This window comes from Limnoraphis robusta CS-951, assembly GCF_000972705.2.
The window spans coordinates 1-23,470 of sequence record NZ_LATL02000224.1 but is presented as its reverse complement, the minus strand read 5'-3'; the positions used below and the strand labels follow the sequence as shown (position 1 = coordinate 23,470).

Annotated in this window: 30 protein-coding genes; 11 read left to right on the top strand and 19 right to left on the bottom strand. The window is 43.1% G+C overall.

Translation table 11 applies throughout. The features are described from left to right. The 7 genes from WN50_RS19075 to WN50_RS19050 form a co-directional block, all read right to left on the bottom strand. A partial coding sequence (locus WN50_RS19075; protein ID WP_049560341.1) for a hypothetical protein occupies nucleotides 1-242 on the bottom strand: 242 nt, incomplete at its 3' end. Nucleotides 243-384: 142 nt separating this feature from the next. Further along, on the bottom strand, nucleotides 385-555 hold the full coding sequence (locus WN50_RS34730) for a hypothetical protein (protein ID WP_160315405.1): 171 nt from the start codon (nucleotides 553-555) through the stop codon (nucleotides 385-387). An 85-nt stretch (nucleotides 556-640) separates the two neighbouring features. Beyond that, nucleotides 641-2,422, bottom strand: coding sequence for a group II intron reverse transcriptase/maturase (gene ltrA / locus WN50_RS19070; RefSeq protein WP_082172494.1), 1,782 nt, complete (start codon nucleotides 2,420-2,422; stop codon nucleotides 641-643). Between the two features lie 412 nt (nucleotides 2,423-2,834). Further along, nucleotides 2,835-3,509 (bottom strand): response regulator transcription factor, encoded by a 675-nt coding sequence (locus tag WN50_RS19065; protein WP_049560335.1) that lies wholly within the window; start codon nucleotides 3,507-3,509, stop codon nucleotides 2,835-2,837. A gap of 209 nt (nucleotides 3,510-3,718) precedes the next feature. Then, nucleotides 3,719-4,240 (bottom strand): pentapeptide repeat-containing protein, encoded by a 522-nt coding sequence (locus tag WN50_RS19060; RefSeq protein WP_049560332.1) that lies wholly within the window; start codon nucleotides 4,238-4,240, stop codon nucleotides 3,719-3,721. 150 nt (nucleotides 4,241-4,390) lie between these two features. Continuing rightward, complete coding sequence (locus WN50_RS19055; protein ID WP_049560329.1) at nucleotides 4,391-4,810, bottom strand: hypothetical protein; 420 nt, start codon at nucleotides 4,808-4,810, stop codon at nucleotides 4,391-4,393. A 102-nt stretch (nucleotides 4,811-4,912) separates the two neighbouring features. Beyond that, nucleotides 4,913-6,634: a CTP synthase gene (locus tag WN50_RS19050; protein WP_049560325.1), complete on the bottom strand. Its 1,722-nt coding sequence runs from the start codon at nucleotides 6,632-6,634 to the stop codon at nucleotides 4,913-4,915. 329 nt (nucleotides 6,635-6,963) lie between these two features. Here WN50_RS19050 and WN50_RS19045 point away from each other — a divergent pair, with 329 nt between their 5' ends. After that, a complete protein-coding gene (locus WN50_RS19045; RefSeq protein WP_049560324.1) occupies nucleotides 6,964-9,495 on the top strand; it encodes a VIT domain-containing protein in 2,532 nt (843 codons plus the stop codon). Between the two features lie 302 nt (nucleotides 9,496-9,797). Beyond that, the gene (locus WN50_RS19040) at nucleotides 9,798-10,346 is read left to right on the top strand and encodes a ferric uptake regulation protein (protein ID WP_049560318.1); all 549 of its coding nucleotides are present in this window, start codon (nucleotides 9,798-9,800) and stop codon (nucleotides 10,344-10,346) included. 63 nt (nucleotides 10,347-10,409) lie between these two features. Here WN50_RS19040 and WN50_RS19035 read toward each other — a convergent pair whose 3' ends face one another. The 11 genes from WN50_RS19035 to WN50_RS18990 all read right to left on the bottom strand — a co-directional run bounded on the left by WN50_RS19035 (nucleotide 10,410) and on the right by WN50_RS18990 (nucleotide 19,212). Then, nucleotides 10,410-12,275, bottom strand: a complete 1,866-nt coding sequence (locus WN50_RS19035; protein ID WP_049560316.1) for a peptidoglycan-binding domain-containing protein — start codon at nucleotides 12,273-12,275, stop codon at nucleotides 10,410-10,412. A gap of 111 nt (nucleotides 12,276-12,386) precedes the next feature. Next, entirely contained in the window at nucleotides 12,387-12,563 is a 177-nt protein-coding gene (locus WN50_RS35420) for a hypothetical protein (protein ID WP_200906315.1), read from the bottom strand. Between the two features lie 293 nt (nucleotides 12,564-12,856). After that, complete coding sequence (locus tag WN50_RS19030; protein ID WP_049560347.1) at nucleotides 12,857-13,309, bottom strand: SH3 domain-containing protein; 453 nt, start codon at nucleotides 13,307-13,309, stop codon at nucleotides 12,857-12,859. 93 nt (nucleotides 13,310-13,402) lie between these two features. Beyond that, on the bottom strand, nucleotides 13,403-14,920 hold the full coding sequence (locus WN50_RS19025) for an AAA family ATPase (RefSeq protein ID WP_049560312.1): 1,518 nt from the start codon (nucleotides 14,918-14,920) through the stop codon (nucleotides 13,403-13,405). Between the two features lie 81 nt (nucleotides 14,921-15,001). Next, nucleotides 15,002-15,517, bottom strand: coding sequence for a YceD family protein (locus tag WN50_RS19020; RefSeq protein ID WP_049560309.1), 516 nt, complete (start codon nucleotides 15,515-15,517; stop codon nucleotides 15,002-15,004). A gap of 54 nt (nucleotides 15,518-15,571) precedes the next feature. Further along, the gene (locus tag WN50_RS19015) at nucleotides 15,572-16,060 is read right to left on the bottom strand and encodes a Jag family protein (protein WP_425354826.1); all 489 of its coding nucleotides are present in this window, start codon (nucleotides 16,058-16,060) and stop codon (nucleotides 15,572-15,574) included. After that, nucleotides 16,057-17,229: a membrane protein insertase YidC gene (gene yidC, locus WN50_RS19010; protein ID WP_049560306.1), complete on the bottom strand. Its 1,173-nt coding sequence runs from the start codon at nucleotides 17,227-17,229 to the stop codon at nucleotides 16,057-16,059. The genes WN50_RS19015 and yidC overlap by 4 nt, the downstream gene beginning before the upstream one ends. Before the next feature lie 186 nt (nucleotides 17,230-17,415). Continuing rightward, nucleotides 17,416-17,799, bottom strand: a complete 384-nt coding sequence (locus tag WN50_RS19005; protein WP_049560303.1) for a PH domain-containing protein — start codon at nucleotides 17,797-17,799, stop codon at nucleotides 17,416-17,418. Then, complete coding sequence (rnpA, locus tag WN50_RS19000) at nucleotides 17,771-18,178, bottom strand: ribonuclease P protein component (protein ID WP_049560300.1); 408 nt, start codon at nucleotides 18,176-18,178, stop codon at nucleotides 17,771-17,773. Before rnpA ends, WN50_RS19005 begins: the two co-directional genes overlap by 29 nt. A 58-nt stretch (nucleotides 18,179-18,236) precedes the next feature. Next, nucleotides 18,237-18,374: a 50S ribosomal protein L34 gene (gene rpmH, locus WN50_RS18995; protein WP_049560297.1), complete on the bottom strand. Its 138-nt coding sequence runs from the start codon at nucleotides 18,372-18,374 to the stop codon at nucleotides 18,237-18,239. 538 nt (nucleotides 18,375-18,912) lie between these two features. Next, a complete protein-coding gene (locus tag WN50_RS18990) occupies nucleotides 18,913-19,212 on the bottom strand; it encodes a hypothetical protein (protein WP_049560293.1) in 300 nt (99 codons plus the stop codon). A gap of 78 nt (nucleotides 19,213-19,290) precedes the next feature. On the opposite strand from WN50_RS18990, the gene WN50_RS18985 reads away from it, so the two are divergent. Then, nucleotides 19,291-19,572 carry a hypothetical protein gene (locus tag WN50_RS18985; RefSeq protein ID WP_049560290.1) on the top strand — a complete coding sequence of 94 codons (282 nt, stop codon included), beginning with the start codon at nucleotides 19,291-19,293 and terminating at the stop codon, nucleotides 19,570-19,572. A gap of 470 nt (nucleotides 19,573-20,042) precedes the next feature. Here WN50_RS18985 and WN50_RS18980 read toward each other — a convergent pair whose 3' ends face one another. Beyond that, nucleotides 20,043-20,240, bottom strand: coding sequence for a hypothetical protein (locus tag WN50_RS18980; protein WP_046279205.1), 198 nt, complete (start codon nucleotides 20,238-20,240; stop codon nucleotides 20,043-20,045). Nucleotides 20,241-20,371: 131 nt separating this feature from the next. Here WN50_RS18980 and WN50_RS18975 point away from each other — a divergent pair, with 131 nt between their 5' ends. The 8 genes from WN50_RS18975 to WN50_RS18940 all read left to right on the top strand — a co-directional run bounded on the left by WN50_RS18975 (nucleotide 20,372) and on the right by WN50_RS18940 (nucleotide 23,288). After that, nucleotides 20,372-20,872: a hypothetical protein gene (locus WN50_RS18975; RefSeq protein WP_049559372.1), complete on the top strand. Its 501-nt coding sequence runs from the start codon at nucleotides 20,372-20,374 to the stop codon at nucleotides 20,870-20,872. After that, entirely contained in the window at nucleotides 20,865-21,098 is a 234-nt protein-coding gene (locus WN50_RS18970; protein ID WP_049560288.1) for a hypothetical protein, read from the top strand. The genes WN50_RS18975 and WN50_RS18970 overlap by 8 nt, the downstream gene beginning before the upstream one ends. A 22-nt stretch (nucleotides 21,099-21,120) precedes the next feature. Further along, nucleotides 21,121-21,318 (top strand): hypothetical protein, encoded by a 198-nt coding sequence (locus WN50_RS18965; protein WP_049560285.1) that lies wholly within the window; start codon nucleotides 21,121-21,123, stop codon nucleotides 21,316-21,318. Beyond that, the gene (locus WN50_RS18960) at nucleotides 21,319-21,834 is read left to right on the top strand and encodes a hypothetical protein (protein WP_049559378.1); all 516 of its coding nucleotides are present in this window, start codon (nucleotides 21,319-21,321) and stop codon (nucleotides 21,832-21,834) included. Continuing rightward, nucleotides 21,827-22,084: a hypothetical protein gene (locus tag WN50_RS18955; protein ID WP_049559388.1), complete on the top strand. Its 258-nt coding sequence runs from the start codon at nucleotides 21,827-21,829 to the stop codon at nucleotides 22,082-22,084. The genes WN50_RS18960 and WN50_RS18955 overlap by 8 nt, the downstream gene beginning before the upstream one ends. Before the next feature lie 95 nt (nucleotides 22,085-22,179). Next, complete coding sequence (locus WN50_RS18950; RefSeq protein WP_152964869.1) at nucleotides 22,180-22,503, top strand: hypothetical protein; 324 nt, start codon at nucleotides 22,180-22,182, stop codon at nucleotides 22,501-22,503. A gap of 120 nt (nucleotides 22,504-22,623) precedes the next feature. After that, nucleotides 22,624-22,959, top strand: coding sequence for a hypothetical protein (locus WN50_RS18945; protein ID WP_046279936.1), 336 nt, complete (start codon nucleotides 22,624-22,626; stop codon nucleotides 22,957-22,959). Then, nucleotides 22,956-23,288 (top strand): hypothetical protein, encoded by a 333-nt coding sequence (locus WN50_RS18940; protein WP_049560281.1) that lies wholly within the window; start codon nucleotides 22,956-22,958, stop codon nucleotides 23,286-23,288. The genes WN50_RS18945 and WN50_RS18940 overlap by 4 nt, the downstream gene beginning before the upstream one ends. The last annotated feature ends 182 nt before the right edge of the window (nucleotides 23,289-23,470 follow it).

The window sequence follows — 23,470 nt, the reverse complement described above, 5'->3', positions numbered from 1 at the left end:
TCTTCTATAGATTTTCCTTCGATAGTTACTTCAAAAATACTATCGACATTACTATCAGCTTGAAAGGAGTTAGCTAAATTTAAAAAACGCTGTTTGACTTGTTGAAGTTGTGGGGTAATCAGTTCTTCTTTAAACAAAGACTCTCCACATTCTGCCGCTAAAGTCGGGAGACTTGTTACCCCAAATATTCCCAATAACAAAAATAAAAACACTAGACATTTAAATAGCTCTTTTTTAAACATAAGTAAACCTCGCTTATTTTTTCAATCTGAGGAATAGGGTTGTCTTGCTATCTACTTTAATTAAAGTTTACTCTATATTTCTACAATTTTAAATTTGAGTTGGCACTTTTCTTTATTTTTTCTTTAGGAACAGTCTCTAATTCTAACTCTTCGATGCTTTTAAGGTTGTGCCATTAACGACTTCCTTAACCTCCCAGTTTTCACTCAGAGGAACATCGGAGTCACGGCTAACCATGACCGTTTGATATTGGGACTGGGGACGAAAGAAAGCTGCTGCGGCTGCAATTCCCAAAACGGCAACGGCAACCAACATCGTTAGAGTCGATAGGAGACTTTCATCTCCTACCTCTCCTTCAGAACCGAGCGTGAGACTTTCACCTCACTCGGCTCCTCTCTAGTTACCACAGAAATTCATCTGTACTAACATTCTGTTCAGTTGATGATGTAGTCACTACATCCTCTGATTTCTTTCTTTTCAGACTTCCATCCTGAGCAGTTTTGGAATCATGGCAATGTCTGTGTAGGATTTGGAGATTACTCCAGTCATTAGTTCCACCCGATGACTTTGGCTTGATGTGGTCTATCTCCATCCGGTTTAAGTCATCAATCGTAAATTGTCCATTGCACCAGTTACATTTACCATTTTGCTTTTTGAACAAGTATTGTTGTCTTTGGGTTAGTCCTGAATGTTTGTGACATCTCTTAGCCCAATAGATTTTATCTCCATCAAAAGGCGATTTATCTCCTTTGATTTTGACGTGTCTGACTATTGGTGTTTTATTGTGTTCAAGTAGATTTCCGTAAGCCCATTTTCTCTTTCCAATCCTTTCAAAGCAATTTTTGAAAATCCATTTTTCTCCCCGTTTGGGATATTTACGATGTAGCATTCTCTTTAATCTTCTGTAGACTAAACAATCTACTTTTGAGAATGTTTCTTTACTCACAACGTATTGGTAGTAGTTGCACCAACCTCGAATAATCGGGTTGAGTCTAGCAGTTAGTGCTTCTTTGGGAGCATTTTCATGTGTTTTGATGATTTCGGCTAGCTTGTGATAGTGTTTTAGGACTGATTTCTTACTAGGTTTGATTAGAGTTTTATATCCTAGTGCTATTGGTTGTTTCTTACAATGTTGGTTTCCCATATTTTTCTTAGCACTTCTGTATGCACCCACTTTGTATTGTCGGACATTAAAACCTAGGAAATCAAAACCTGTAAATGTGTCAGTCCAGTTGGTCTTTTCCTCACTAATCTTTAGACCTATGGTTGATAAATTATTGCTGACTCGCTCAAGAACTTTTCTTTTACAAGTTTCAAGTCTTTTATCTCTCATTATTTCTATTCTGTTTCCAGAATATTTCTTAAGGTCTATTAGTAGTACGAAGTCATCGGCATATCTAATGATTTTTGCCCAATCAATACTTGACCAATACTCGTCTAGTTCATGTAGAGCTATATTGGCAAGTAATGGACTGATAACTCCCCCTTGCGGGGTTCCTTTATCAGTTTCTTCGTAATTCTTTTGACCAAATCCTACTTGTACACCAGCTTTTAACCACGATTTTACTTGTTTTCTTAATCCTGAGTAAGTCTCCAGTTTACTCAAGAGATATTTGTGGTTAATTTCATCGAAACACTTTGAAATGTCTGCATCTAAGATGATTTTGTCATGTCCACTTTTGTTGATACCTGAAAAGATATCTCCAATAGCATCGTGACACGAACGTCCCGGACGAAAACCATATGATGCACCACTAAATTTGGCTTCCCATTGAGGTTCAAGCACTAATTTTGCTAAGGCTTGTTTGGCTCTATCTTCAATCGTAGGGATTCCTAGATTTCTGATTTTACCATTGGCTTTAGGAATTTGAACACGTCTAACAGGTTTGGCTTTTCCATCGAATCTCAGCGTTTCCGCCAGAGCCAATCTTTGTTTAGGAGTAATAGATGCAACTCTATCAACACCTGCCGTTTTCTTACCCTGATTGTCTTGACTAACTTTTCGGACTGCTAACAATCTTGCTCGAAAGCTTCTGGCTAATGTGTGTTGCAATTGACGCATACGTTTGACATCGCCTGACTTGTTAGCTTGATAGATTTTGGTTTGCAACTTTTCGACATATGATTGAGTATTCTTCCAATCAATATCTCTCCATTCCAATTCAGTTGAATTCTTAGACATAATCATTGCTAATTCTCACTATCTTTGATAACTACAGTCTGTACGTAGCGCGTATACTAAGCATTACACCTAGTCATTTGCTTTTTACAGAATCCTACTCTCGTACATCTTGCGCTGGATACTACTTAGTTTTCGACCTTTTTACTAAGAGATGTATGAGGTTTGTAAGAAATCGGGGTTTACTCTTTCTACAGAATAGACTGACCTCGTTATATTTTGTCCCTGGCGGCGCCCAATTTTCTTCGGGGTCACAATGCCAGGGATTATTAATCGTTCTACCAACCTCAACGGGTTCACCCACTCCAAGAAAGTCTTTGTAGAGTATTGCTTCGGTTTCGGGGTCAGATTCAAAATCATCATATGAATTATGAATTATGAATTATGAATTATATATTTTCCCTGTTGCCTTGTTTCAACTGCGTTTGAGGCGATATCCTATTCCGTAAACAGTTTCAATCAGATCGGGAGGGGCGCCTAAGTTTTTGAGTTTGCGGCGAATATCTTTGATATGAACTTTAACGGCTTCTTCGCTGGGCGGATCTTCAAAAGACCAGAGATGTTCTAAAATATTGCTGCGACTAAAAACCCGTTGAGGATTGTGTAGAAATAGTTCTAACAAACTGTATTCTTTAGGGGTAAAATGTAGGGGGATTTGGTTGTAACTGACTTCGCAGGTATTGGGATTTAGCCTAAGTTTTTCCCATTCTAAAACAGGTGGTAAGATGGAGTTGCCCCGACGGAGTAACGCTCGAATTCTTGCCGCTAATTCCGGTAAATCAAAGGGTTTAACCACGTAGTCATCGGCACCTACATCTAAGCCTATTACTTTGTCGTTACTGGTATCTTTGGCGGTGAGCATGAGTACAGGCATTGTATAGCCTGCCTGACGCAAACGTTGACACAGGCTGATACCATTGAGTTTGGGTAACATAACATCCAGTACAATCAAATCGTACTCGAAAGCCTGGACAAAATCCCAACCCGCTTCGCCATCAAAAGCCATATCGATAACATAGTTTTGGGCTTGCAAGGCTCTCGATAGGGCTTTGGCGATGCGTTGATCGTCCTCAACAACTAAAATTCTCATCGGATTTTGAGGTAGTTATCGGGTATGATGCCTACACATTAAATATTTCTTGCGATCGCTTTATCTCCCTATTTTCCCATGAGTTGACTGAATTTAGTCATGTCCCCTGTCCGCTATAAACTGTTCACTGTGGGGGGCGGGTTTATGTAGGTTCCTTCAGGGAAAACATACATAAGTATGGAACCCGCCCCTACAAAACTGTTGACTGTTTAATATCCCTCTGGCCCAATGGTTGTGCGATCGCATTTAGCCTCAGACAGATCAGCCATTTTTGCTCGGAACAAATTGCAGCCTGACAGTTCAGCATTACTGAGTTTTGCTTGTTCTAAATTAGCCCCACTTAAATCAGCAGATCGCAAGTTAGTATTACTCAAATTCGCATTGTACAAGTCAGCTCCTTGTAGGTTTACATTGGATAGGTTTGCACCCTGTAAATTAGCGTAGCGCAAGTTAGCTCTTGACAAGTTAGTGCCTTTTAGATTCGCATTTGATAGGTTCGCTTGATAGAGTCGAATATCTCCAAGTTCTGCTGCTACAATTTCGCTGTTTTGTAGGTTGGCATAACTCAGGTTTGCATAGGGCATATATGCTTCGTTGAGTGTGCTGTCTGCTAAATTGATTCCTTCTATATCTGCCTCGAATAAATCTACTTTTTCTATGCTAATGCCACTAAAGTTTCGCCTTCCCTGTGCGTACTGAGACAGCAATTCTATCACACTAATTTTGTGCATCTTCAAATCTTAACAATCTTTTTGTTCTCGAATTCATCCTTTCCCAGAGCTAGGATGCTACATTAGGTAGGTTTACTTATTCATTCTTTCTACGTTACGATAATGCAACGAAAAGTTAAAATTTGTTAATATTTTTTTTAGGGTTTGAAGCTAAGGAAGGGAGTAACCTGTTGTTGTGCGAATATAGTCTTGAACTTGATGATAAACTTCTGGGTAAGTCTGGGGATTGAGAATAATCGGTTCAACGCCATCGGGTAGCCAAAAGGTGATTCGCTTTCCGGTATCGCAAGTAAAGGTATGAATCCGAGCTAAATTAATTAAGTATTCTTTGCGTTCGTACTCAATCCGAATCCAGTAAGCATGAGTGACTTGGCTGAGAGTCTTGTCAATGTAGTTGCAAAACATCTGATAGACTTCAGGATTGCTTTGTCCATTAACAACTATCGGCTGACCACTATCGGGTAACCAAAATTTGATCCTCTGGTTGAGTTCCACACAAAAAGCACCAATCCTATCTAGATTGACAATATATTCTTTTCTGTCCTCTGAAATTTTAATCCAGTAAGCCACAGGAGTACCTCAAACCTCGGAATCGATGCGTAGGGGGATCAAAAACAAGTTACCCGACAAATGGTTTCTCAATCCAATCTGTAGCAACCTAATGATGCTAGGCTAGGAAACTTCAGCCGGAGAGTGAACACGGTTAGAGTCCTTGGGGTTCTCTGGGGAGGCTGAGGCGGTTGGCTGTAGATCAATAGGAACGTTCAAAAATGCTTCTGTGTTGCTAGCAGCTTTCACCAAACCTTGAAACAAAGGGTGAGGTGTGTTCGGTCGAGATTGAAATTCCGGGTGGAATTGGGTCGCAATGAAGAAGGGATGATTCGGGAGTTCCACCATTTCCACCAAGCGACCATCGGGAGAAGTCCCACTAATCTGATAACCGGATTCCAAAAACAGATTCCGGTAGGCGTTGTTAAATTCATAACGATGGCGATGGCGTTCATAAACCACTTCCTGCTGATAAAGTTGATACGCTAAGGTGTCTCGTTGCAAACGACAGGGATATAAACCCAAGCGCATAGTACCACCGAGATCAACGACATCTTGCTGTTCTGGTAAAAGGTTGATCACCGGATTGGGTGTTTCCGGGTCAAACTCTGCACTATCAGCTCTTTCTAGTTTAGCAATATGACGCGCCCATTCAATCACGCTACATTGCATTCCTAAACACAGTCCTAAGAAGGGGATTTTCTGTTCACGGGCATACTGAATTGCAGCAATTTTACCGTCTATTCCTCGAATCCCAAACCCTCCCGGAACGATTATGCCATTAATATTCTCTAAGCAGGATTCTATGCCTTTGTCCTGCACTTCTTCGGAGTTGACCCAACGAATATTCAACTCTACCCCAATTTCGATCGCTGCATGACGCAGGGCTTCGACGACAGACAGATAGGCATCGGTGAGTTGAATGTATTTTCCGACAATCGCAATTTCGACTGATGGCGGTTTGGTGCCTAAATTATCACTGTCTCTATGATACAGCCGATCCACCAAGGTTTGCCAAGCCCGCAGTTCTGGTTTACGGGGTTCGAGATGAAGTAATTCTAGGGTTTGTTGGGCGAGTCCTTCTCGTTCGAGAATTAACGGAACTTCATAGATACTTTGGGCGTCTTGAGCCATAATCACGGATTCAACTTCGACATCGCAGAATTCGGAGACTTTCTCTTTGATGCCTTTTGCTAGCGGGCGATCGCAGCGACAGACTAAAATATCGGGTTGAATTCCAATTGATCGCAGTTCTTTGACGGAATGCTGAGTCGGTTTGGTTTTCATCTCCCCGGCTGAAGCAATATAGGGAACCAGGGTGACGTGAACATAAATCACGTTTTGGCGTCCAACATCTTTGCGAAACTGACGAATGGCTTCTAAAAAGGGTAAAGATTCGATATCCCCGACGGTTCCCCCGACTTCGGTGATCACAACATCGGGGTTGGTGTCTTGGGCGACTCGGCGAATGCGTTCTTTGCATTCATGGGTGATATGAGGGATGACTTGTACGGTTCCTCCCTGATAGTCTCCTCGTCGTTCTTTGTTGATCACGGCTTGGTAGATCGATCCGGCGGTAACGCTATTGAGACGCGACATGGAGGTGTCTGTAAAGCGTTCGTAGTGGCCTAAGTCTAAATCGGTTTCTGCACCATCTTGGGTGACAAAGACTTCTCCATGTTGAAACGGACTCATTGTACCCGGATCGACGTTAATATAGGGGTCTAATTTCAAAATTGATACCGAATAGTCTCGCGATTTCAGCAAACGCCCTAAACTTGCTGCAACGATTCCTTTCCCGATACTCGAAACCACTCCACCTGTAACAAAAACAAATTTAGTCATAAAAATTACCCATCCCAACTCAATCCAGAGGCCTAGTCTGTATTGTGCCACAAAATCTTTTCGATTTGACTATTTATAACCTACCCCTCTCTAGGGGGATCAACCTTCATCCCCCAAATTTTAATTCGTTTATTCTCACTGTTATTTTTTTGTAAATTGTCGGAATTGTGCCTACTTTTCTTGGATGATTTAACAGGTTATATCGATTAATAAATCTGAATAAATCCGGCTTAAATACTTCTAATATCTTGAAAAGTTGCCGCATATATTTGTCCTATATATTGATTTTTTATCAATAATTGTTTTACTGCTCTATTTTTTTAGTCAATATGCTATTTTATTATAATTTTAAAGTTTTATCGAGAGTTTTGCTAGGGGCTTTTCTCTTTACTCAGATTCCCTTAAATTATGCTTTGGCTTTGGCTGTTTCTGAACCCATTCTCTCCGCCTCTAATATTAAAACACTGGCTCAAGCTAATCCTTCTCGTTTCCCTACTCCTCATTGTACCTCAAAATGTACGGTTGGAGGATTGTATGTTTTATCGGAAACGGATATTTCATCGATATTTCCTCTTAAAAAAACTGATGTTTCTGCGAAAATTTCTGGAAATATTTCTCGAGTCGAAGTGACTCAGATTTTTGAAAATCCCTTTGATGAAGCTTTAGAAGCGATTTATGTTTTTCCCTTACCCGATGAAGCCGCCGTTGATCATCTGGAAATTAAAATTGGCGATCGCATTATTAAATCAACTCTCAAAAAACGAGAGGAAGCAAAAGCCATTTATGAACAAGCAAAAGCAGCAGGAAATACCACTGCTTTACTTGAACAAGAACGAGATAATATTTTTACTCAGTCTCTCGCAAATATTAAACCGGGTGAACAAATTGAAGTCAAAATTCGCTATACCGAAAGTCTGAAGTTTCAAGGGGGAAACTATGAATTTGTCTTTCCGATGGTCGTAGGTCCTCGTTATATTCCAGGAACTCCGAATAATGGACTGATACGGGATACAGAAAGAGTCCCTGATGCGTCTCGAATTACCCCGCCTGTCCTTCCTCCAGCGACTAGATCTGGACATGATATCAATGTAAAGATAGAAATTGATGCAGGGGTTTTAGGTCAACAGATTACCTCTCCTTATCATCAGATTTTAACTCAAAATCGAGGAGATAAAATTGAGGTAAGTCTGGCTGAAGCGGATACCATTCCCAATAAAGATTTAATCATCCGTTATCAGGTTTCCGGCGAGAATACAAAAATAACCACTCTCACCCAAGCTGATTCTCGAGGCGGACATTTTGCGACTTATTTGATTCCGGCTTTAGAATATAATCAAAACGAAATTGTCGCTAAAGATGTCATCTTTCTGATGGATACATCGGGTTCTCAACGGGGTGAACCCCTGGCAAAGTCTAAACAACTAATGCGACGATTTATCCAAGCTTTAAATCCCAATGATACGTTTACTATTATCGATTTTTCTGACACAACAACCGCACTTTCAGCGACTCCTTTAGCCAATACAGTCGCCAACCAACAAAAAGCAATGGCATATATTGATCAACTCGAAGCTAATGGCGGAACCGAGTTGTTAAACGGAATTCAAACGGTGATGAATTTTCCCTCTCCTCCTACGGAACGGTTACGCAGTATTGTGTTAATTACAGATGGTTATATTGGCAATGAAAATGAAGTAATCGCTGAGGTAAAAAAACAGCTAAAATCAGGAAATAGACTCTATAGTTTTGGCGTGGGAAGTTCAGTTAATCGCTTTTTATTAAACCGTTTAGCCGAAATTGGACGAGGAAGTTCCCAAATTACTCGCCCTGATGAACCGACAGAAGATGTGGTAGAATCATTCTTGAGTCAAATCAATAATCCTGTTCTTACGAATATTCAAGTCAGTTGGGATGGCGTTGGAGAACCTGTCGAAGTTTATCCGGTGAGATTACCTGATTTATTTGATAGTCAGCCTTTAGTTATTTTTGGACGAAAAACTGATCATCGCAGTGGTAAACTGAAAATTAGGGGAATAACAGCCAGTGGCGATCGCTATGAACAAATCATCCCCATAAACTTTGCACCCCCAAACAATGTTAAGGGTTCAGGCTCTAATTCATCTGCAAGAAGTGAGCAAGATTTTGGTAATATTGCCATTGCTCAGTTGTGGGGAAGAGCAAAAATTAAACACTTAATGAATCAAATGTTTGGCGGTGAAACAAAATCCGGTGTTGAGGCTGTGACACAAACCGCCCTAGATTACCGCTTACTGTCGCAGTATACCGCATTTGTCGCCGTCAGTGAAGAGGTGAGAGTTGATCCAGATGGAACGCGCCGCACGGTACAAATTCCGGTAGAATTACCAGAAGGAGTAAGCTATGAGGGGATTTTTGGTTCTCAACCCCAACCTAATGGGATGTCAAATGCAGTTCCTAGTTATGCTCCGACTCCCCTGCAACAGCCAAGACCAAGTAGTGGAGGAGTTCGTTCTGTCGAAATTGCACCGCCAACTCCTACTTTTTCTCGTCAACCGAGTAATGTTCCTATCCGTTCAGGTTCTCGCTTAAAAGTTCTTGCCGTTGAGGGGTTAGATCAAGATATAATAACTGAATTAAACCGATATTTACAAGGGGTTAACTTACCCGAAGGGATTCGAGGTGAAGTAATTTTTGAGGTGGTCGTCAGTCAAGGAAATGTAGAACGGATTATCTGGGATGACATCAACTCGACATTCTCCCTGCGTGATCGTACAAATGAGGTGATTGTACTTGATCGAATACGGCGATCGCTACAACTGTGGCAACCTCCCGCCGATATTAATGATACGATTCGGATTACATTGCAACTTCAACCCGATTAAGATGTTTTTCAGGGGGGAAAACTCAGTCAGAAGATAGAATTTTTATCAGCTTCTGGTAAAGTGAACCCCGAAAAATGGTAGAATATTGCTAGGCGGAACGATATCTTGTAAAAAAGCTGTACCTAACAATACTAAAAAACAAAAAATCAACCTAGAATGAGTCCTAAAGGCTAATGATAAGGATGCCGAGGGAGTCTCTAATTCTTGTTATAGCTAGTTATTCTCAATAAGCAGCTTTTTTGACAATCACTGAGCTTGTTGTGTATCATTTTCAGTATGAAAGCTTTATTGAAAACAAAATTATGCCTTTATACACTTCTTCCTCGTTCAAATCTGAACTAAATAATAAGGGCTGGCGTCTAACTCCTCAACGGGAAACTATTCTGCACGTCTTTCAAAATCTTCCCAAAGGAAATCACCTGAGTGCAGAAGATTTGTATAACCTTCTCAAAAGCCGAGGAGAACCGATCAGCTTATCAACAATATACCGCAGCCTCAAACTAATGGCACGATTGGGGATTTTGCGAGAACTCGAACTTGCCGAAGGCCATAAACACTACGAAATTAATCAACCTTATCCCCATCATCACCATCACTTAGTTTGCGTTCAGTGTAACAAGACAATAGAGTTCAAAAATGATTCTATTTCTAAAATCGGGATGAAGCAAGCCGAGAAATCGGGACTGCACTTATTAGACTGTCAATTGACAATTCATACCGTTTGCTACGAAGCATTAAGAATGGGTTGGCCTTCTCTAATTTCCAGTGAATGGTCTTGCTCACAGGCGATCGCAGAACAAACTGAATACAGCTTATCAGAATCAGACTCAGAATTAGATGACATGGAGTAGGGACAAGAGCGGGGAATTTAAGTTTTTTTCCCCGCCAAAATGTAAACAGTCGGCCCTGCAATTTTATTTAGATTGTAACCCGCCGAACAGCACATCATTGGCACTGGTACCATAGAGTTCTTGTGCTTTGCTAAGAGCAACTTCCATTTGAGAATTGTAAACGCCGTCAATCGGCCCTTGATAAAGTCCTTGAACTTGCAAGCGTTTCTGTAACTCTTGTACGCTAGCGGTACGAATAGGAGGATTTTCAGTTTTGAGCGTCGGGGTTGACGGGAGAGTTTGAGCCGTTTGAGTTGAGGGAGAAGCGACAGAAGGAGAAGCATCCGCCCTCGAAGTAGACCCAGAAGCTTGAGCGCTATTAAACATATAAATGCGTGTTGTCGGGCCGATTACACCCGTTTGAGTAATCCCATTCGCCCTTTGAAAGCGAAGCACTGCATCTTCAGTCGTGCGATCAAAAAACCCATTAATCGGCCCTCGGTAGTAGTTCAACTCTCGCAGTCGTTGTTGAACTTTTCTGACTTCAAAGCCTGTATCTCCAACACTCACAACGCTGCGATAAGTCGCTACAGGTGAAATTGGAGTTAATGGAGAAGGGTTCAACGGACGACCTTGAGAAACAACCCCGTCAGACACCTCGGGAATCAGCGTCGGACGACCTTGAGGTACAATTCCGTCATAAACCTCAGAAATCACCGTCGGACGACCTTGAGGGGGCAGTAGGTTGGGTTGTGGGGCAATATTAAACGGCCGACCTTGGGGAGCGAACCAATTCGGCACTTGAGAAACAGCTACAGGTTGAAACTCAGGAACTGCTCTGACCAGAAAAGATTGAGTTGTCGGCCCAACAACTCCCGTCTGAGCGATACCATAATCTCGCTGAAAAGCCAGTACAGCTCGTCGAGTCGTTAAATCAAAAATCCCATTCATCGGGCCGCTATAGTAGCCTAATACTCGCAATCTTTGCTGTAATACACTGACAGAACCTCCGCGATCGCCTAATTGCAGGTTGACTGGAGGATTAACAATCGGAACACTGGGAACTGACGGAATTCCCTCTCCTGTGGCGCTGATCAAATAACTTACGGTTGTTGGCCCGACTTGACCTGTGGGTTGAATTCCGTAAGCTTGTTGAAAACGAATCACCGCTTGTTCTGTGGCAACATCAAAAAAGTTGTTAATTTGTCCGTTATAAAAGCCTAAGCGGAATAGCCGTTGTTGTAAGACCCCCACAGCAGGCCCGGTATCTCCTCGTTTGAGTGTTCCTGAAGGCAGAGGAGTGGGATTTGGGTTTCCCGGAAGAGTCGGAATTCTGTTATTGAGAAAAACCAGGGTTTCTTCGCTGACTAACCCGGTTACAGGAATGCGGTTGACTTGCTGAAACCGAATCACTGCATCACGAGTAATTGACCCAAAATTGCCTGTCGGTTCAGTGTTAAAATAACCCAACTGACGTAAACGGGTTTGTAAATCCCTGACTCCAGGGCCGCTATCCCCTTGACCTAAACCAATGACGGCTCGACTAATTGGAGGAAACGGTGGATTTTGAGGTTGGCTGAGTCCCAAAGCAGCTAAAGTATTCGGGCCAACAACCCCATCGGCCGACAGTCCCCGAGATTGTTGGAAGCGAATGACGGCCTCACGAGTAATTGGCCCGAAAAAACCTGTAACATTAGAATTGAAGAAACCTAAAGATTGTAAGGAGCTTTGGATCGCACTCACTTCGCTTCCGCGATCGCCTTCACGAATCACCTGAGCCGAAGCAGATTGAGAAACGGATAAGACAGCGACGAGTAAAGCCAGAGATAAAAAATAGCGGTAAGTCAGAGATGAAAATTTGTTCCAATTAATACTTGCAGGCGGTTTTAATGGGTATTGAGAAGGGTCTTCGTAGACGACTGCCAGATGAAGATAAGCATAAGAGTCCATGATAATTCAGGTGCTAAAAAATTTATGGAAACAACAAGTCAAAGACAATCCGCCTTTGACTTATCGTTTGTTCTATTCTATATTAGCCCTCTATTCTCAGGCAGTTTTGATTTACACCAAACCTGCTCGATCCAGAAGAAAAGCGGCAAGACCAGCGAATATTGTTATTCCTAAAGCAACGAAGGGACTTTGACCTTGAGCAACTGCAAAAGAAGTTGCGACCCCAGCACCCAAGGAAGCCGTTACAACAGCAACGACGGGATCACCTTTTGAATCTTTTTTGTACATTTGTTTTTTCCCGAATGAAGTTTTTTTAATCAGTCATTTGTCATGTGTCTAATCACACTAACACTTGGACTCTCTGTGGTGAAGCGATCCATTGGGTATTGCAACTAAGATTGATTTTTGTCCAACTTTCTTAACATAGTTCGCTGTTTTTCCTGAAATCAATCCGACAATTATTAAAACTTAATAAAAAATATTGAGTATCTGTATTTTTCTATGATAAAAGACACGATTTAATCGTGCCTCAACTGAAATTCCAACGGGTTGAGCGGCTCAAAAATTGAAAAAATTCTGCACTATTGTCGTCGTTCGGTATTACCACCTTTAACCCATCCCACACGGTTACTATCCTCTTCCGCCTGTACACGCTGCCAGTTTTTATCTTGACTTTCCTCTAAAACAATAACCGCCTCTTGATAACCGACCCCGCCAATACGATTCGCATCAAAACTCGGATTGTCCCGTAAAATCAAGCCAATCGGTTGAACAACAACCGCTCTGTACGCGCCCTCTGGTAACTTCGGAGCGGCAGGAGTGGGGCTAGGAGTCGGATTTGCTGTCGGAGTCGGTTTTGGTGCGTTGCTAGCCGCTTGAGCCGTCGGTGGAGCGTCGTTAGCAAAAGTCGGTCGTTCGGGAAGTTCGGTGAGCCGAGCCGCAAAATAGAGAGCAGCCGCAACGCTAGCACCTGCCAGAATCACAAATGCTAACACAAACCCAACTAAAAACTTGAAGAGGTTGTAAAAGCTCATAGGTGAACGGGAAGTTGTCAGGGGTGAGCGATAAGACATCAATATTAAAAGAGAATTTAACGATACCTGAGTCAAAGAGAATTTAACTATAGCTTAATCCTCTGCGGGAAAGCGAGGACTCAGATTGCTATTGCGAGACGCCAGCCGTGCTTTCCCCGCCGCCGCCCACTGTTGCAGAAATTGAATTTGTTCTTGGGCGGTACGAGCCAAGGGAACGATTTGACTGGCGGCTTCTAAAATATCTTCAGTGGTAAAGTCACGATTTTGGCTAAAACCAATGTGCATCGCTTCAATCAGAATTTGTTCAATTTCAGCCCCAGAAAAATCGGGAGTTTCATAAGCTAAACGGTTTATATCATAATTTTTGATGCCATGAGGCCGTAGTTTGGATAAATGCACCTCAAAAATAGCTAGTCGTTCTTCCTGGGAAGGTAAACCGACAAAGAAGATTTCATCAAATCGCCCCTTCCGCAAGATTTCCGGCGGTAAGGACTGAATATTATTAGCCGTCGCCACCACAAACACAGGTGAGGTTTTTTCAGCCAACCAGGTGATGAACGTCCCAAACACGCGATTAGCGGTTCCAGAATCCCCTCGGCCATCCATTCCCGAAAACGCTTTATCAATTTCATCTATCCACAACACACAGGGCGCGAGGGCTTCTGAGAGTTGAATCATTTGTCGGGTTCTTGATTCCGATTCTCCCACTAAACCCCCAAATAACCGCCCCACATCCAAGCGTAATAGGGGTAGGTGCCAATGGTGAGCGATCGCTTTGGCTGTGAGGGATTTTCCGGTACCTTGAATTCCGACGAGCAGCAATCCTCGCGGATAGGGCAGGCCATACTGTCGAGCCTGTTGGGAAAAGGCACTTCCCCGCCGTAGTAGCCAATCTTTGAGGTTATCTAAGCCTCCGATATCGGAAATATTTTCTTGGGCGGGATAGAAATCTAGAATTTGAGTTTGACGAATCGTTTGCCGTTTTTCTTCTAAAATCAGATCGAGATCATCGAGACGCAGTTCTCCGTGAGTGGCGATCGCTTTCGCTAAAATCCTGCGGATGCGTTCAATAGAAAGTCCTTGAAAAGAGCGCACCATCTCATCAAGTTGACGAACATCGGGCCGATGTCCTGTGGCGGCTAATAACCGTTCAACCTCAGCTTGAATTTCCGGGCGATCGGGTAAAGGAAATTCGAGAACCGTTAGCACTTCACTCAAGTCTTGGGGAATTGCCACCTGCGGCGAGATGAGAATAATATTTTTCGGTTGAGACTTTAAGCGTCTGGCGAGATTGCGAAGTTTACGAGAAACTGAGAGGTCATCGAGGAAGCGATGAAAGTCCCGTAAAATGAAAATCGCGGGGCTAGAATCTGCCAGTTTTTCGACAAATTCTAGCGCCTGAAGAGGATTTCGGCAGCCAAATCCCTGGTCATTCGGATTGCCTTCTTGATAGCCTTCCACAAAATCCCAAATATAGACGGCTCGATTTCCTTGCTGTTTGGCGGATTGTTTGATCGCCATTTCAATCCGCTCTTCTTCTAAGGTGGGAATGTAGATTAAGGAGTAGCGCGATCGCAGGAGTAACTCCAACTCCTCACTAAATTTGGTCATCCGGCTTTTGATGGTGGCTAGTTCAACTTCAGCAACTTTAAGGGGGAATTGATTTAGGGTTTTTGCTTGCAGATGGGGATTTTACCCAGATAGTTGTTGTTTGAGAGATTCTAAAGCCGCCCATCGGCTATCGACTGAAGTTTCTGAAGTTGTTGTTGTGGGTTTTGCTGTGGGTTGAGGCGGTTCGCACGGCCCATCACACAGTTGTCGCAAAGGGGTTTGCAAACACAATTGCTGATATAACCAGTCTGTCGGCTCAAAGTGACCTTGGGGAGATAGGGTTTCCACCAGGTCTTCGACATTCATTTCCACCTCTAGGGCATTGACAGAAGCTTGATGAGCGGAGACATCCAACCAAATCATTTCGGATGTATCGACTTTCAGGCGATGGTTATACTGTTTGAGACACCGATGACAGGTGAGTGTAACGATCGTTTCGGCTTGAGCCGTGACTTCGATGTAAGTTGTTTGATGAGTTACCCTCAAACGACCTCTAACGGGTGTGAGGGTTTCGAGTTCGGGGAGAAATTCCTCAAACTGAAACTCTAGACTGCGCTGAGGTACTTTTAGCAGGTGAGGGATGTAGATGGCATCCATAAGGCTGCTACTCCCAGGACTGGAAATGGACACGATGAAAATGCTGAGTTTATACTAACTTTTGACCTTGATGACTAACCGACGGTCAGGTTCTTGTCCTCGACTGTAGGTTTCGATATCTTCGCTGTCTTTCAATATGTTATGAATTAAGCGGCGTTCTACCGAGGAGAGAGATTTAATCTCTAGTTCTACTCCGGTTTGTTGAACTTGTTTGGCGGCATTTTCAGCTAAGGCGCTGAGTTCTTGATAACGACGGAATCGATATCCGTTTAATTCTACAGTGTAAGCCGCTTTTTCCTCTTCTTCTTTGCCCAAATTGACGACGGTGTTAATCAAGTATTGAAGAGCATCCAACACTTCACCATTGAAACCTGTTAAGGCTGTAATTTGTTTGGCAGAGAGGTTTATTTCGTTAATGGTTAACCAGCAACTGTCTTCTTCTTGAGCAACTTGAACGGCTGAGGAGAGCGCCCCGACTTTGAGGAGTTCTTCTAGCCATTCTTTGCCCTGTTGCATTTGATCTTCATCCATTGCTTGCATCATGTTTTCTTTTTAGAACTTCCGGGTTCAAAAGGAAGTGAAGTTCGTTTTCCGGTTCCTCCTCCCGATGAAGGGACTGCTTTGACCGTTTTGGAATTGGCTTCTTCAACAATTTTCTGAAGGTTCTCCGGTAAGGGTTCTCGTGAGAGGATAAACGACTGCGCTGTTTGGAAAATGTTGGCAATCAGCATATACAACAATACTCCCGCCGGAAGGGGGAAGAAGAAAAACATTCCCGTAAACAGAACTGGAGTAATTTTATTGATCGTATCCTGCTGAGGATTTCCGCTACTCGCACTGGCTCCTTGCCCAGAGAGAACTTGGTTTAGATACAGGCTGATCCCAAAGGTTAAAATCATGCCTACAATGTCCCAGTGAATCACGCCATCTTCATCAAAGGCACCGACTCGACCCAGAGCATCGATAAACAGAAAGCCTTTATCCGCAGCAATTCCTTTTAAGGTGCCTTGTAGGGTCGCTTGTCCGGGTTCTAAGGCAACGATATTACCTTGATCATCGATCTGAACTTTTTCTGATCCTTTGAGTACAGTCCATTTCTGTTTGAATTGAGTATCTGGATAGTTTCCCAGTTTAGCTTTTAGGGATTCACCCTGAGCCGTTTCTAATTCTACCTTTGCCGTTTCTCCTTCAACCAGGCGATTTCCTCCCGGTAGCAAAGCCACAGTCGAGAAGTGAACACCATCGGCGATGTAGACGTTTTGCGGTTTGGTGGTATAGGCTTGCGGTTGAATGCGTTCGATCTGTTCCTTCGGAAAGATTTCTAGCTCTACCGTGTAGTTGACATCGGAAAACGGTGATCCTCGCAACGTGGCAAACAGCGCAAATAAAATCGGCATCTGAAGTAACAAGGGGAAGCATCCGGCCAACGGATTACCAAGTTCTTTGTAGACTCGGCTCATTTCCTCCCGTTGTTTTACGGGGTCATCCTTGTATTGTTGCTGAATCTTCTCGACTCGATCTTTCATTAAGGGCTGAGTCACTTTCATGCGGCGCATATTACGGATAGAGCCAGCATTGAGAGGATAAAGAGCAAAGCGGATGACTAACGTTAAAGCGACGATTGCTAAACCGTAGCTCGGCACGATCCCGTAGAAAAAATCCAGGATCGGCAACATAATGTTGTTTGAGAGAAAACCTATACCAAAGTCCATTCGTCTTATGAGATAATCTATCTGCTTGCGAGTCTTTTATCACTAATTTACACAATCTCTCTGCCCTTGTGGGGATGATTGATTGTCTGATTTTCTGGCTCTGAAAATGCCGTGAAAATCGGGGAGGAACTTGGCGATTTAACTGAGTTTATTTTGACAAAATTTTGACAAAAATCTTTTTGAGCCTTAGTTGCCACTAGATTGCTTCGCCTTCAAAGCAATTTTTTCTTCAATAAAATCGTTGATTTCTCGAAATCGGGGAAGGGCGCGTAGTTCTAGGCGACTACCATTTCTGAGGGTCAGCACCATATCTCCCCACAGTCCAAATCCCCTTGGCACTTTCGCAACTTTGACAATTTCTGAGTAAACGATATCGGTGCGCTCGCCTCCCATCCAGCCGCCGACCACTGAAACCCGACGGGTGGTAATGCGGTAGCGCAACCATAAAGCCCTCACCACTGCACCAACAGCCAGGGGCAACCCGATAATAGTCAGTCCGATCAATAGATTGAGGATCAGGTCTCCCACATGGGGGCCTCCCTCATAAAATGTTTCCTCCCGAGTAGCCATTGATTACCTCTGCTTGTACCAACAACAGTTCTAATTCTTGCAGAAATTTGTCAGAATTGCACTCTAATGCTGTTGGTTTGACCACGATAACAATATCCCAACCGCTCGACAGCTTCGGCAACAGTTGACGGAATGCTGCCCGAATTTGTCGTTTAATTCGGTTGCGAATCACCGCTTGTTTACTGACTTTTTGGCTAATCGAAATCCCGATGCGAGTCGGTCGCACTGTCGTCTGATTAGCTGTTTTTTGAGTTTTGACAGCTTGAGGAGAACATCGTAATGCTCTCAGGGTTAGATGAGAAGTCTTGCGATGCACTCCACGAGTGTAAACGGATTTAAAGTCTTGGGGATGCCAGAGTCGGTTAACTTTGGGTAACATCTCACCAGAATCTCAACAGTAGAATTTGCGCTCGGCGGCTTTTGGATCATTCAACCCACTAGACCGACAAACGAGCGCGTCCTTTTTTCCGACGCGCTTTAATCACCGCTTGACCATTTTTGGTTCGCATCCGCACCCGAAAACCTGATACTCTCTTTTTCTTTCGGTTCGTTCCTTTCAACGTTTGTTGAGCCATTGTTTTTTACTCCCAGGTTTCCACAAAAAAAAGTCCCAATCTCTAACTTTATCACATTTAGCTAAACTCAAAAACACCCAGCTAGGGGGCTGACTTCAAAAAATAAAAACCTTGAACTCTAGTCAACTTCTCCTTTGCTCCTTACTTTACTCTATAACAACTGTACGGAGACGGTTTTGACAGCTCTCTGTTATTGATTGTTTTGAACGCTTCACCAACGGGTTAACCAAAACACAGTTTTAACCGTCTCTGTGAGTGCTTCATTTTGTGGTGTCCAGGCCCAGAGAGTTAACCCTTGATTTCACCATCAACATTAAAAGAGGTAAGTAAATATACTCTCTAGTAACTCTCTTTAATTATTTGTTTTTTATTTTCCCATTTAAATAAGGTAAAACCCGCACACCCCGCACAAGCTTTATACAGAAGGAGTTTTAAACCCGCACACAATCCGCACAACTCTCTGTTAATCATCCCGCACACAACAAAAACACCCCTCAAGAGAAGGGTGCTTAACCTCTATGCTTAACTCTCAATTTTTCTACTGTCTCAGTTCTACTGTCTCTCTAACTAACTGGTCTGTTGCCTCATCATTCAGAAAGGAGATAGGTAGGGGTTGAATCAGTCGGTAATGTGGGACTGAAAAATAACCTGTTGCTGATTGCTTGAGTTGACCGGATGAGATAAAACTTGCATCTACCAACTCCCTTAACAGTTTCTTGGTTGAGCTGGCTGACTCACCCCGATTGAGAACGTCTTTGAGAAGGAATGGGCGATCGCTAAACTTTTTCTGAATCATCACCAACAATCCGAAGGCGGCGTAACTTAAATCTTTCAACATGGCCAATGATATTTTAGTCTAGTCTATCTGCTAGTAGGGTGTAGACACCAGTAAACGGATAGTGTAGACACTGTAGACATGGCAAGTGAACTGATTAGCTTTAGACTCTCAAATAGTGAACTGGACTGGCTTAGAGGGCAGTGTGAACCGGGTGAAAGTCTCAATCTTGCAGCTAAGAGATTGTTACTGTCCATCAGTCAAGGTGTAGACACCCCTGTTAACAGTCCTGTAGACACTGTATACACCCCCGTTAACAGTGTAGACACCCCTGATATAAGAGAGGAATTAGAACAGCTACAAACAAGACTGGATGAACGTTTTGAGGAGTTAGAGGAACGCCTGGGAAAGCTGAACGCCTGAGTGAAGAACTGGAAACGCTCAGGCAATCTGTTAACAGTAGTGTAGACAGGTGTAGACAGGTAGGTGTAGACAGTGTAGACAGTGGTGTAGACAGGTGTATACAGGTAGGTGTAGACAGTGTAGACAGTGGTGTAGACAGGTGTATACAGTTAGAGAATTGGTTGGCCAACACAGTCCCAAAACTAAAAAGGGAGAGGGGGTACACATCCAACTCGGCAGGGAAGTTGATCAGGTCTATTGAGCAGTTGCGATCGCAAATAGCCCAAAGTAAAACCCCTAACCATGACGGCTAGGGGCAAGCATCACACCCTTCCTTACTGGAGAAAGCAATTGGAAAGAACTGTTCTTAGGTTAACAGGTGGCCGATCGCATTCCAATCTCAGCTAATCCCCTAACTTTCTGAATTTTTTGGGGTGGTAAAGGGTGCGATCGCTAAACAAGGGGGCCATTGAACTGGAAATGCGATCGCATTATTCATCTGGCTGTTCAGTCTTTGGTTGATCGGATGGCTTAATAATCCCTGCTTTCTGTAATTCAAGCATTTCTGCTAATGCTCCTTTATAAATCCATTCACCGCAAGCTGAACTCTGAGTCTTGCCTGTAGCCAAAAGCACAGCCTTGACGATTGCGTAAACTTCATCCGTAACAGTTACCGATAATTGAGGCATCACTTAAGAATAATTTACTTGTAGGTTGACAATACCTGTACTCATGATCTAACATTTGTACACGTGTACATCAAAGGATGTACAACGTACACGTAAAGCGTCAGTACCTTGAAAATTAAGGATGTACAGGTATGTACAGTATCTCAGAAATTTCTCAGTTAACAGGTTTATCTGAGGGGCATCTGTCCCGACGAGGTGGAAAGTCACCTTTGTCCCGCGTTAAAGAAACGGTTACATGGACAGAGATTTTTAATGTCAATGAGGACACGGGAGAGGAAATGTTGACTGAGGAAGGCTACGGTTATCTGTTGGACTATTTAAGTTGTTGTGGGAAAGATGGCACTATGACCTATGAGGAATGGCAACGGTCAATCTCCTTAGAAAATGATCAACCCGTTGCTTTAGTCCCAGTTGAACCCTACCAGCCTGAACTTTCACCCGTCCCAGATGCTCATCAAGCCATCAACAATCTGAAATCCCAACTGCTAATCATGGCCGATGAAGTCGGAGTTCAAAACAAACAGTTTGGCGCTGAACTGGCTCACCGAATGTTCACCCCTCTGGCTGAAAGTTTCACCGTAACCTCTGAGGAAATTCTCAAGCGCTCATTCGGAGGGAACCAAAGTGCTTAATTGGCTTTTTGGTGGAGAAGCAACTCCCAGTAATGAACCCTATGAAGCGAAAATCATCAGTCAAGATCATTTGCAGATAAAAGATAAAGAGACTGGTGAAATCTCTAACGTTTATGCAGACAATTCAGTTCTTAATCGTCGCTGGAGGATTACGCGCAACGAATACTATAAAGACTCAGACGGTCAACTTCGTAAGATTTGTTCTTACGACAACAAAGGAAGTTAACTTTTTCAGTTCTTTGGAAGTAATGATTCACTTTCTACTCGGAAATAGCTTTATGCTCATCCTCTGGCTGTGGGCAAAAGCCGCCTCAATCCCGGTTAATCAGTTAGCATCCCAACACATTGATAAAGTGGCTCAAATGTACGCCAAGACGGAAATCTGGGATGAGAATCTAGCCGTCAGTTTTGCAAAAGTTTCGGCAATCGTTAAGGAGATTGATTAAATGTTTGGACTACGCAAGAAGCAAAACAGTTCCATCGGTTCACAGTCCATGAGTGAGGCTCAAAGCATTCTTGAAAGTGCTAATACAGCGCCCCCAATCAGCAACAATCAGTACAACTTTGCTGAACACTACCGAGGGAATTTCACCGGGATTGAACGCCTCACACCAGAGGAGGTTGAAGCCGCTAAACTGCAAGCCAAAGAGCTGAAAGAACAAGTCACCTTACAACGGGGAAAGTTCAGTGCTGATACCGACAGTTTGGAGTCCGTTAAACGCATCTACAAATCAGAGGAAAGTCACAAACGTCAACGACTGGGAAAGATTTTAGACGCACGGGATGGCGAGATTAAAACAGGAGAATATCTCAACGGAAAACTCAAACCCGGACTGCATGAACAGAACCAACGGCTATCACTTTCTCTGGTCAAAGGAGAGGCGTTAATTGGACGCATTGATGAACGGTTCCAACTGCGGCGAGAAAAGGTCAATCAACTGAAGGAAACGCTCTATGCTTAGTACCCGGTACGCTGACTTAATAGCCCTCAGTTTGGCATCATTTAATATTGCCTTACTGGTAGCCCGATTGATTCAGCCTAATCTAGTTTGGTGGCAGTGGGTATTAGTAGTTTTACTACTCGCAAAAACCATCATTCTTGGGGGACTGCTTGTCTACTATGCTGAGTCAAACAAGAGCAGATTTCATCAAGTCAAAACCGCTTTTGTAGTGATTTCTGCAATCACAGGAGTGAATCTAGCGTGGCTCTAATCTCTATACCTGAAAGGATTGATAGACGAGTTAGTTTCTGGTTGGGTTGTACTGGACTGTTATCAGTTCTCTCATTGTCACCAAAGCTTGACATTTTGTTGAAAACAGTCGCATCCTCAACCGCTCTTGGTTGTAGTATCCTAGCCTACGACACCAACCACAAAAACAAACCCATCGCCATCAGTGAACGGCAACGGGTAGACAGTGAATTAAACGTGTTGACCGATTTTATCACAGCTCAGGAGACAAGCCAGACTGAAGAAATCCAGTATGATTTGTTAACCCAGATTGAGCAATTTTTCAACAGAGGTAATCGACAGTCAGAGCCTACTGTTGAGCAGTCATCCGTAGTTGAAGCGTCGCCTGTTCTCTCAGAGGTTATTGAACCTAAGTTAGTAGACGAACACGACAACAACTAAGTAGTTCATAGGGGTGTAAATCACCCCCTGATTTATTGCAGAACAGTATGAACGATGAGACTACTAAAAATTGGCTATCATCCAAACATCATTCTTGACAACTTAATCTGAGGTTGAATAATGGAAGATAAACACCTAGCATCAATAGCTAACTCAATTGGTCAAATTCATTGCAAGATAGTTGACTTAGCTAGAATATTTGACAACTACAACAAAGAGTTTAGACTGATTCGAGATGAGCTTGAAAACGTTGTTGAAAAATTCGACAAGTTAACAACCTTTAAAAACATTGGATTCAATGAGCATCGCATCTCTTTCTATAAATATTCTCCATCTTCTGAAGAAAAACCTAGTGAGTTATACATCAGCTTTGGGGCTGATAGTCTTGACCTTGAAGGGAAAGATGCTGAGAGAATCTATCAATGGCTTCAATCTACTTCTCAGTACAAGCTATGAATTCTAACCCTCAACAACAATTCTGGGACTGGGTAGAAAACAATATTGCAGATGCTTTAGGCTACCCAGTCTTTTCTATTGGTCAAGAAGTTTTGTTTGAACGCTTTGGTCAAATTGTTGTAGGTGAAATTGAGTCCTATGTGATTGGCGTTGAAGAGGGCGGTGAAACCTCTCTCCAATATTGGCTCTGTTTTGACGGGAAAATTTGGGGAAACTGTTACTCACACGAAGAACTGCTCAAGCTCAACCCGATCGCAAACAATCTACCCCGCTCTAGGATGTACTATGACCGCCAAAATCCGACTAACTGCAACGGAACAAGAGATTGAGAACTGGAAGGCCTTCTTTGACCTCCTAGCCCGTGCCAATGTCATCCAATTGTTACAGGTCTCTGACAATTACAACGACTACAGAGGTCACAGCCAATATCAACGGGTTTACTTGGAAGCTGAGTTACTGGGTAATGTCAGTTCTGCTGAGGGGGTGATGCCGTTAGAGGGGAGAGAGGATG

Bases quoted from the DNA above. Each gene is read 5' to 3' on its own strand.
- rpmH (WP_049560297.1), bottom strand. From the start codon at position 18,374: ATGGCTCAACAAACGTTGAAAGGAACGAACCGAAAGAAAAAGAGAGTA.
- WN50_RS19045 (WP_049560324.1), top strand. From the start codon at position 6,964: ATGCTATTTTATTATAATTTTAAAGTTTTATCGAGAGTTTTGCTAGGG.
- WN50_RS19015 (WP_425354826.1), bottom strand. From the start codon at position 16,060: ATGATGCAAGCAATGGATGAAGATCAAATGCAACAGGGCAAAGAATGG.
- WN50_RS18940 (WP_049560281.1), top strand. From the start codon at position 22,956: ATGAATTCTAACCCTCAACAACAATTCTGGGACTGGGTAGAAAACAAT.
- rnpA (WP_049560300.1), bottom strand. From the start codon at position 18,178: ATGTTACCCAAAGTTAACCGACTCTGGCATCCCCAAGACTTTAAATCC.
- WN50_RS19005 (WP_049560303.1), bottom strand. From the start codon at position 17,799: ATGGCTACTCGGGAGGAAACATTTTATGAGGGAGGCCCCCATGTGGGA.
- WN50_RS19035 (WP_049560316.1), bottom strand. From the start codon at position 12,275: ATGGACTCTTATGCTTATCTTCATCTGGCAGTCGTCTACGAAGACCCT.
- WN50_RS18965 (WP_049560285.1), top strand. From the start codon at position 21,121: ATGATTCACTTTCTACTCGGAAATAGCTTTATGCTCATCCTCTGGCTG.
- WN50_RS34730 (WP_160315405.1), bottom strand. From the start codon at position 555: ATGTTGGTTGCCGTTGCCGTTTTGGGAATTGCAGCCGCAGCAGCTTTC.
- WN50_RS19065 (WP_049560335.1), bottom strand. From the start codon at position 3,509: ATGAGAATTTTAGTTGTTGAGGACGATCAACGCATCGCCAAAGCCCTA.
- WN50_RS18960 (WP_049559378.1), top strand. From the start codon at position 21,319: ATGTTTGGACTACGCAAGAAGCAAAACAGTTCCATCGGTTCACAGTCC.
- WN50_RS18955 (WP_049559388.1), top strand. From the start codon at position 21,827: ATGCTTAGTACCCGGTACGCTGACTTAATAGCCCTCAGTTTGGCATCA.
- WN50_RS35420 (WP_200906315.1), bottom strand. From the start codon at position 12,563: ATGTACAAAAAAGATTCAAAAGGTGATCCCGTCGTTGCTGTTGTAACG.
- WN50_RS19020 (WP_049560309.1), bottom strand. From the start codon at position 15,517: ATGGATGCCATCTACATCCCTCACCTGCTAAAAGTACCTCAGCGCAGT.
- WN50_RS18975 (WP_049559372.1), top strand. From the start codon at position 20,372: ATGTACAGTATCTCAGAAATTTCTCAGTTAACAGGTTTATCTGAGGGG.
- WN50_RS18985 (WP_049560290.1), top strand. From the start codon at position 19,291: ATGGCAAGTGAACTGATTAGCTTTAGACTCTCAAATAGTGAACTGGAC.
- WN50_RS19040 (WP_049560318.1), top strand. From the start codon at position 9,798: ATGCCTTTATACACTTCTTCCTCGTTCAAATCTGAACTAAATAATAAG.
- WN50_RS18990 (WP_049560293.1), bottom strand. From the start codon at position 19,212: ATGTTGAAAGATTTAAGTTACGCCGCCTTCGGATTGTTGGTGATGATT.
- WN50_RS19060 (WP_049560332.1), bottom strand. From the start codon at position 4,240: ATGCACAAAATTAGTGTGATAGAATTGCTGTCTCAGTACGCACAGGGA.
- WN50_RS19050 (WP_049560325.1), bottom strand. From the start codon at position 6,634: ATGACTAAATTTGTTTTTGTTACAGGTGGAGTGGTTTCGAGTATCGGG.
- yidC (WP_049560306.1), bottom strand. From the start codon at position 17,229: ATGGACTTTGGTATAGGTTTTCTCTCAAACAACATTATGTTGCCGATC.
- ltrA (WP_082172494.1), bottom strand. From the start codon at position 2,422: ATGTCTAAGAATTCAACTGAATTGGAATGGAGAGATATTGATTGGAAG.
- WN50_RS18980 (WP_046279205.1), bottom strand. From the start codon at position 20,240: ATGCCTCAATTATCGGTAACTGTTACGGATGAAGTTTACGCAATCGTC.
- WN50_RS18945 (WP_046279936.1), top strand. From the start codon at position 22,624: ATGGAAGATAAACACCTAGCATCAATAGCTAACTCAATTGGTCAAATT.
- WN50_RS19030 (WP_049560347.1), bottom strand. From the start codon at position 13,309: ATGAGCTTTTACAACCTCTTCAAGTTTTTAGTTGGGTTTGTGTTAGCA.
- WN50_RS19025 (WP_049560312.1), bottom strand. From the start codon at position 14,920: ATGACCAAATTTAGTGAGGAGTTGGAGTTACTCCTGCGATCGCGCTAC.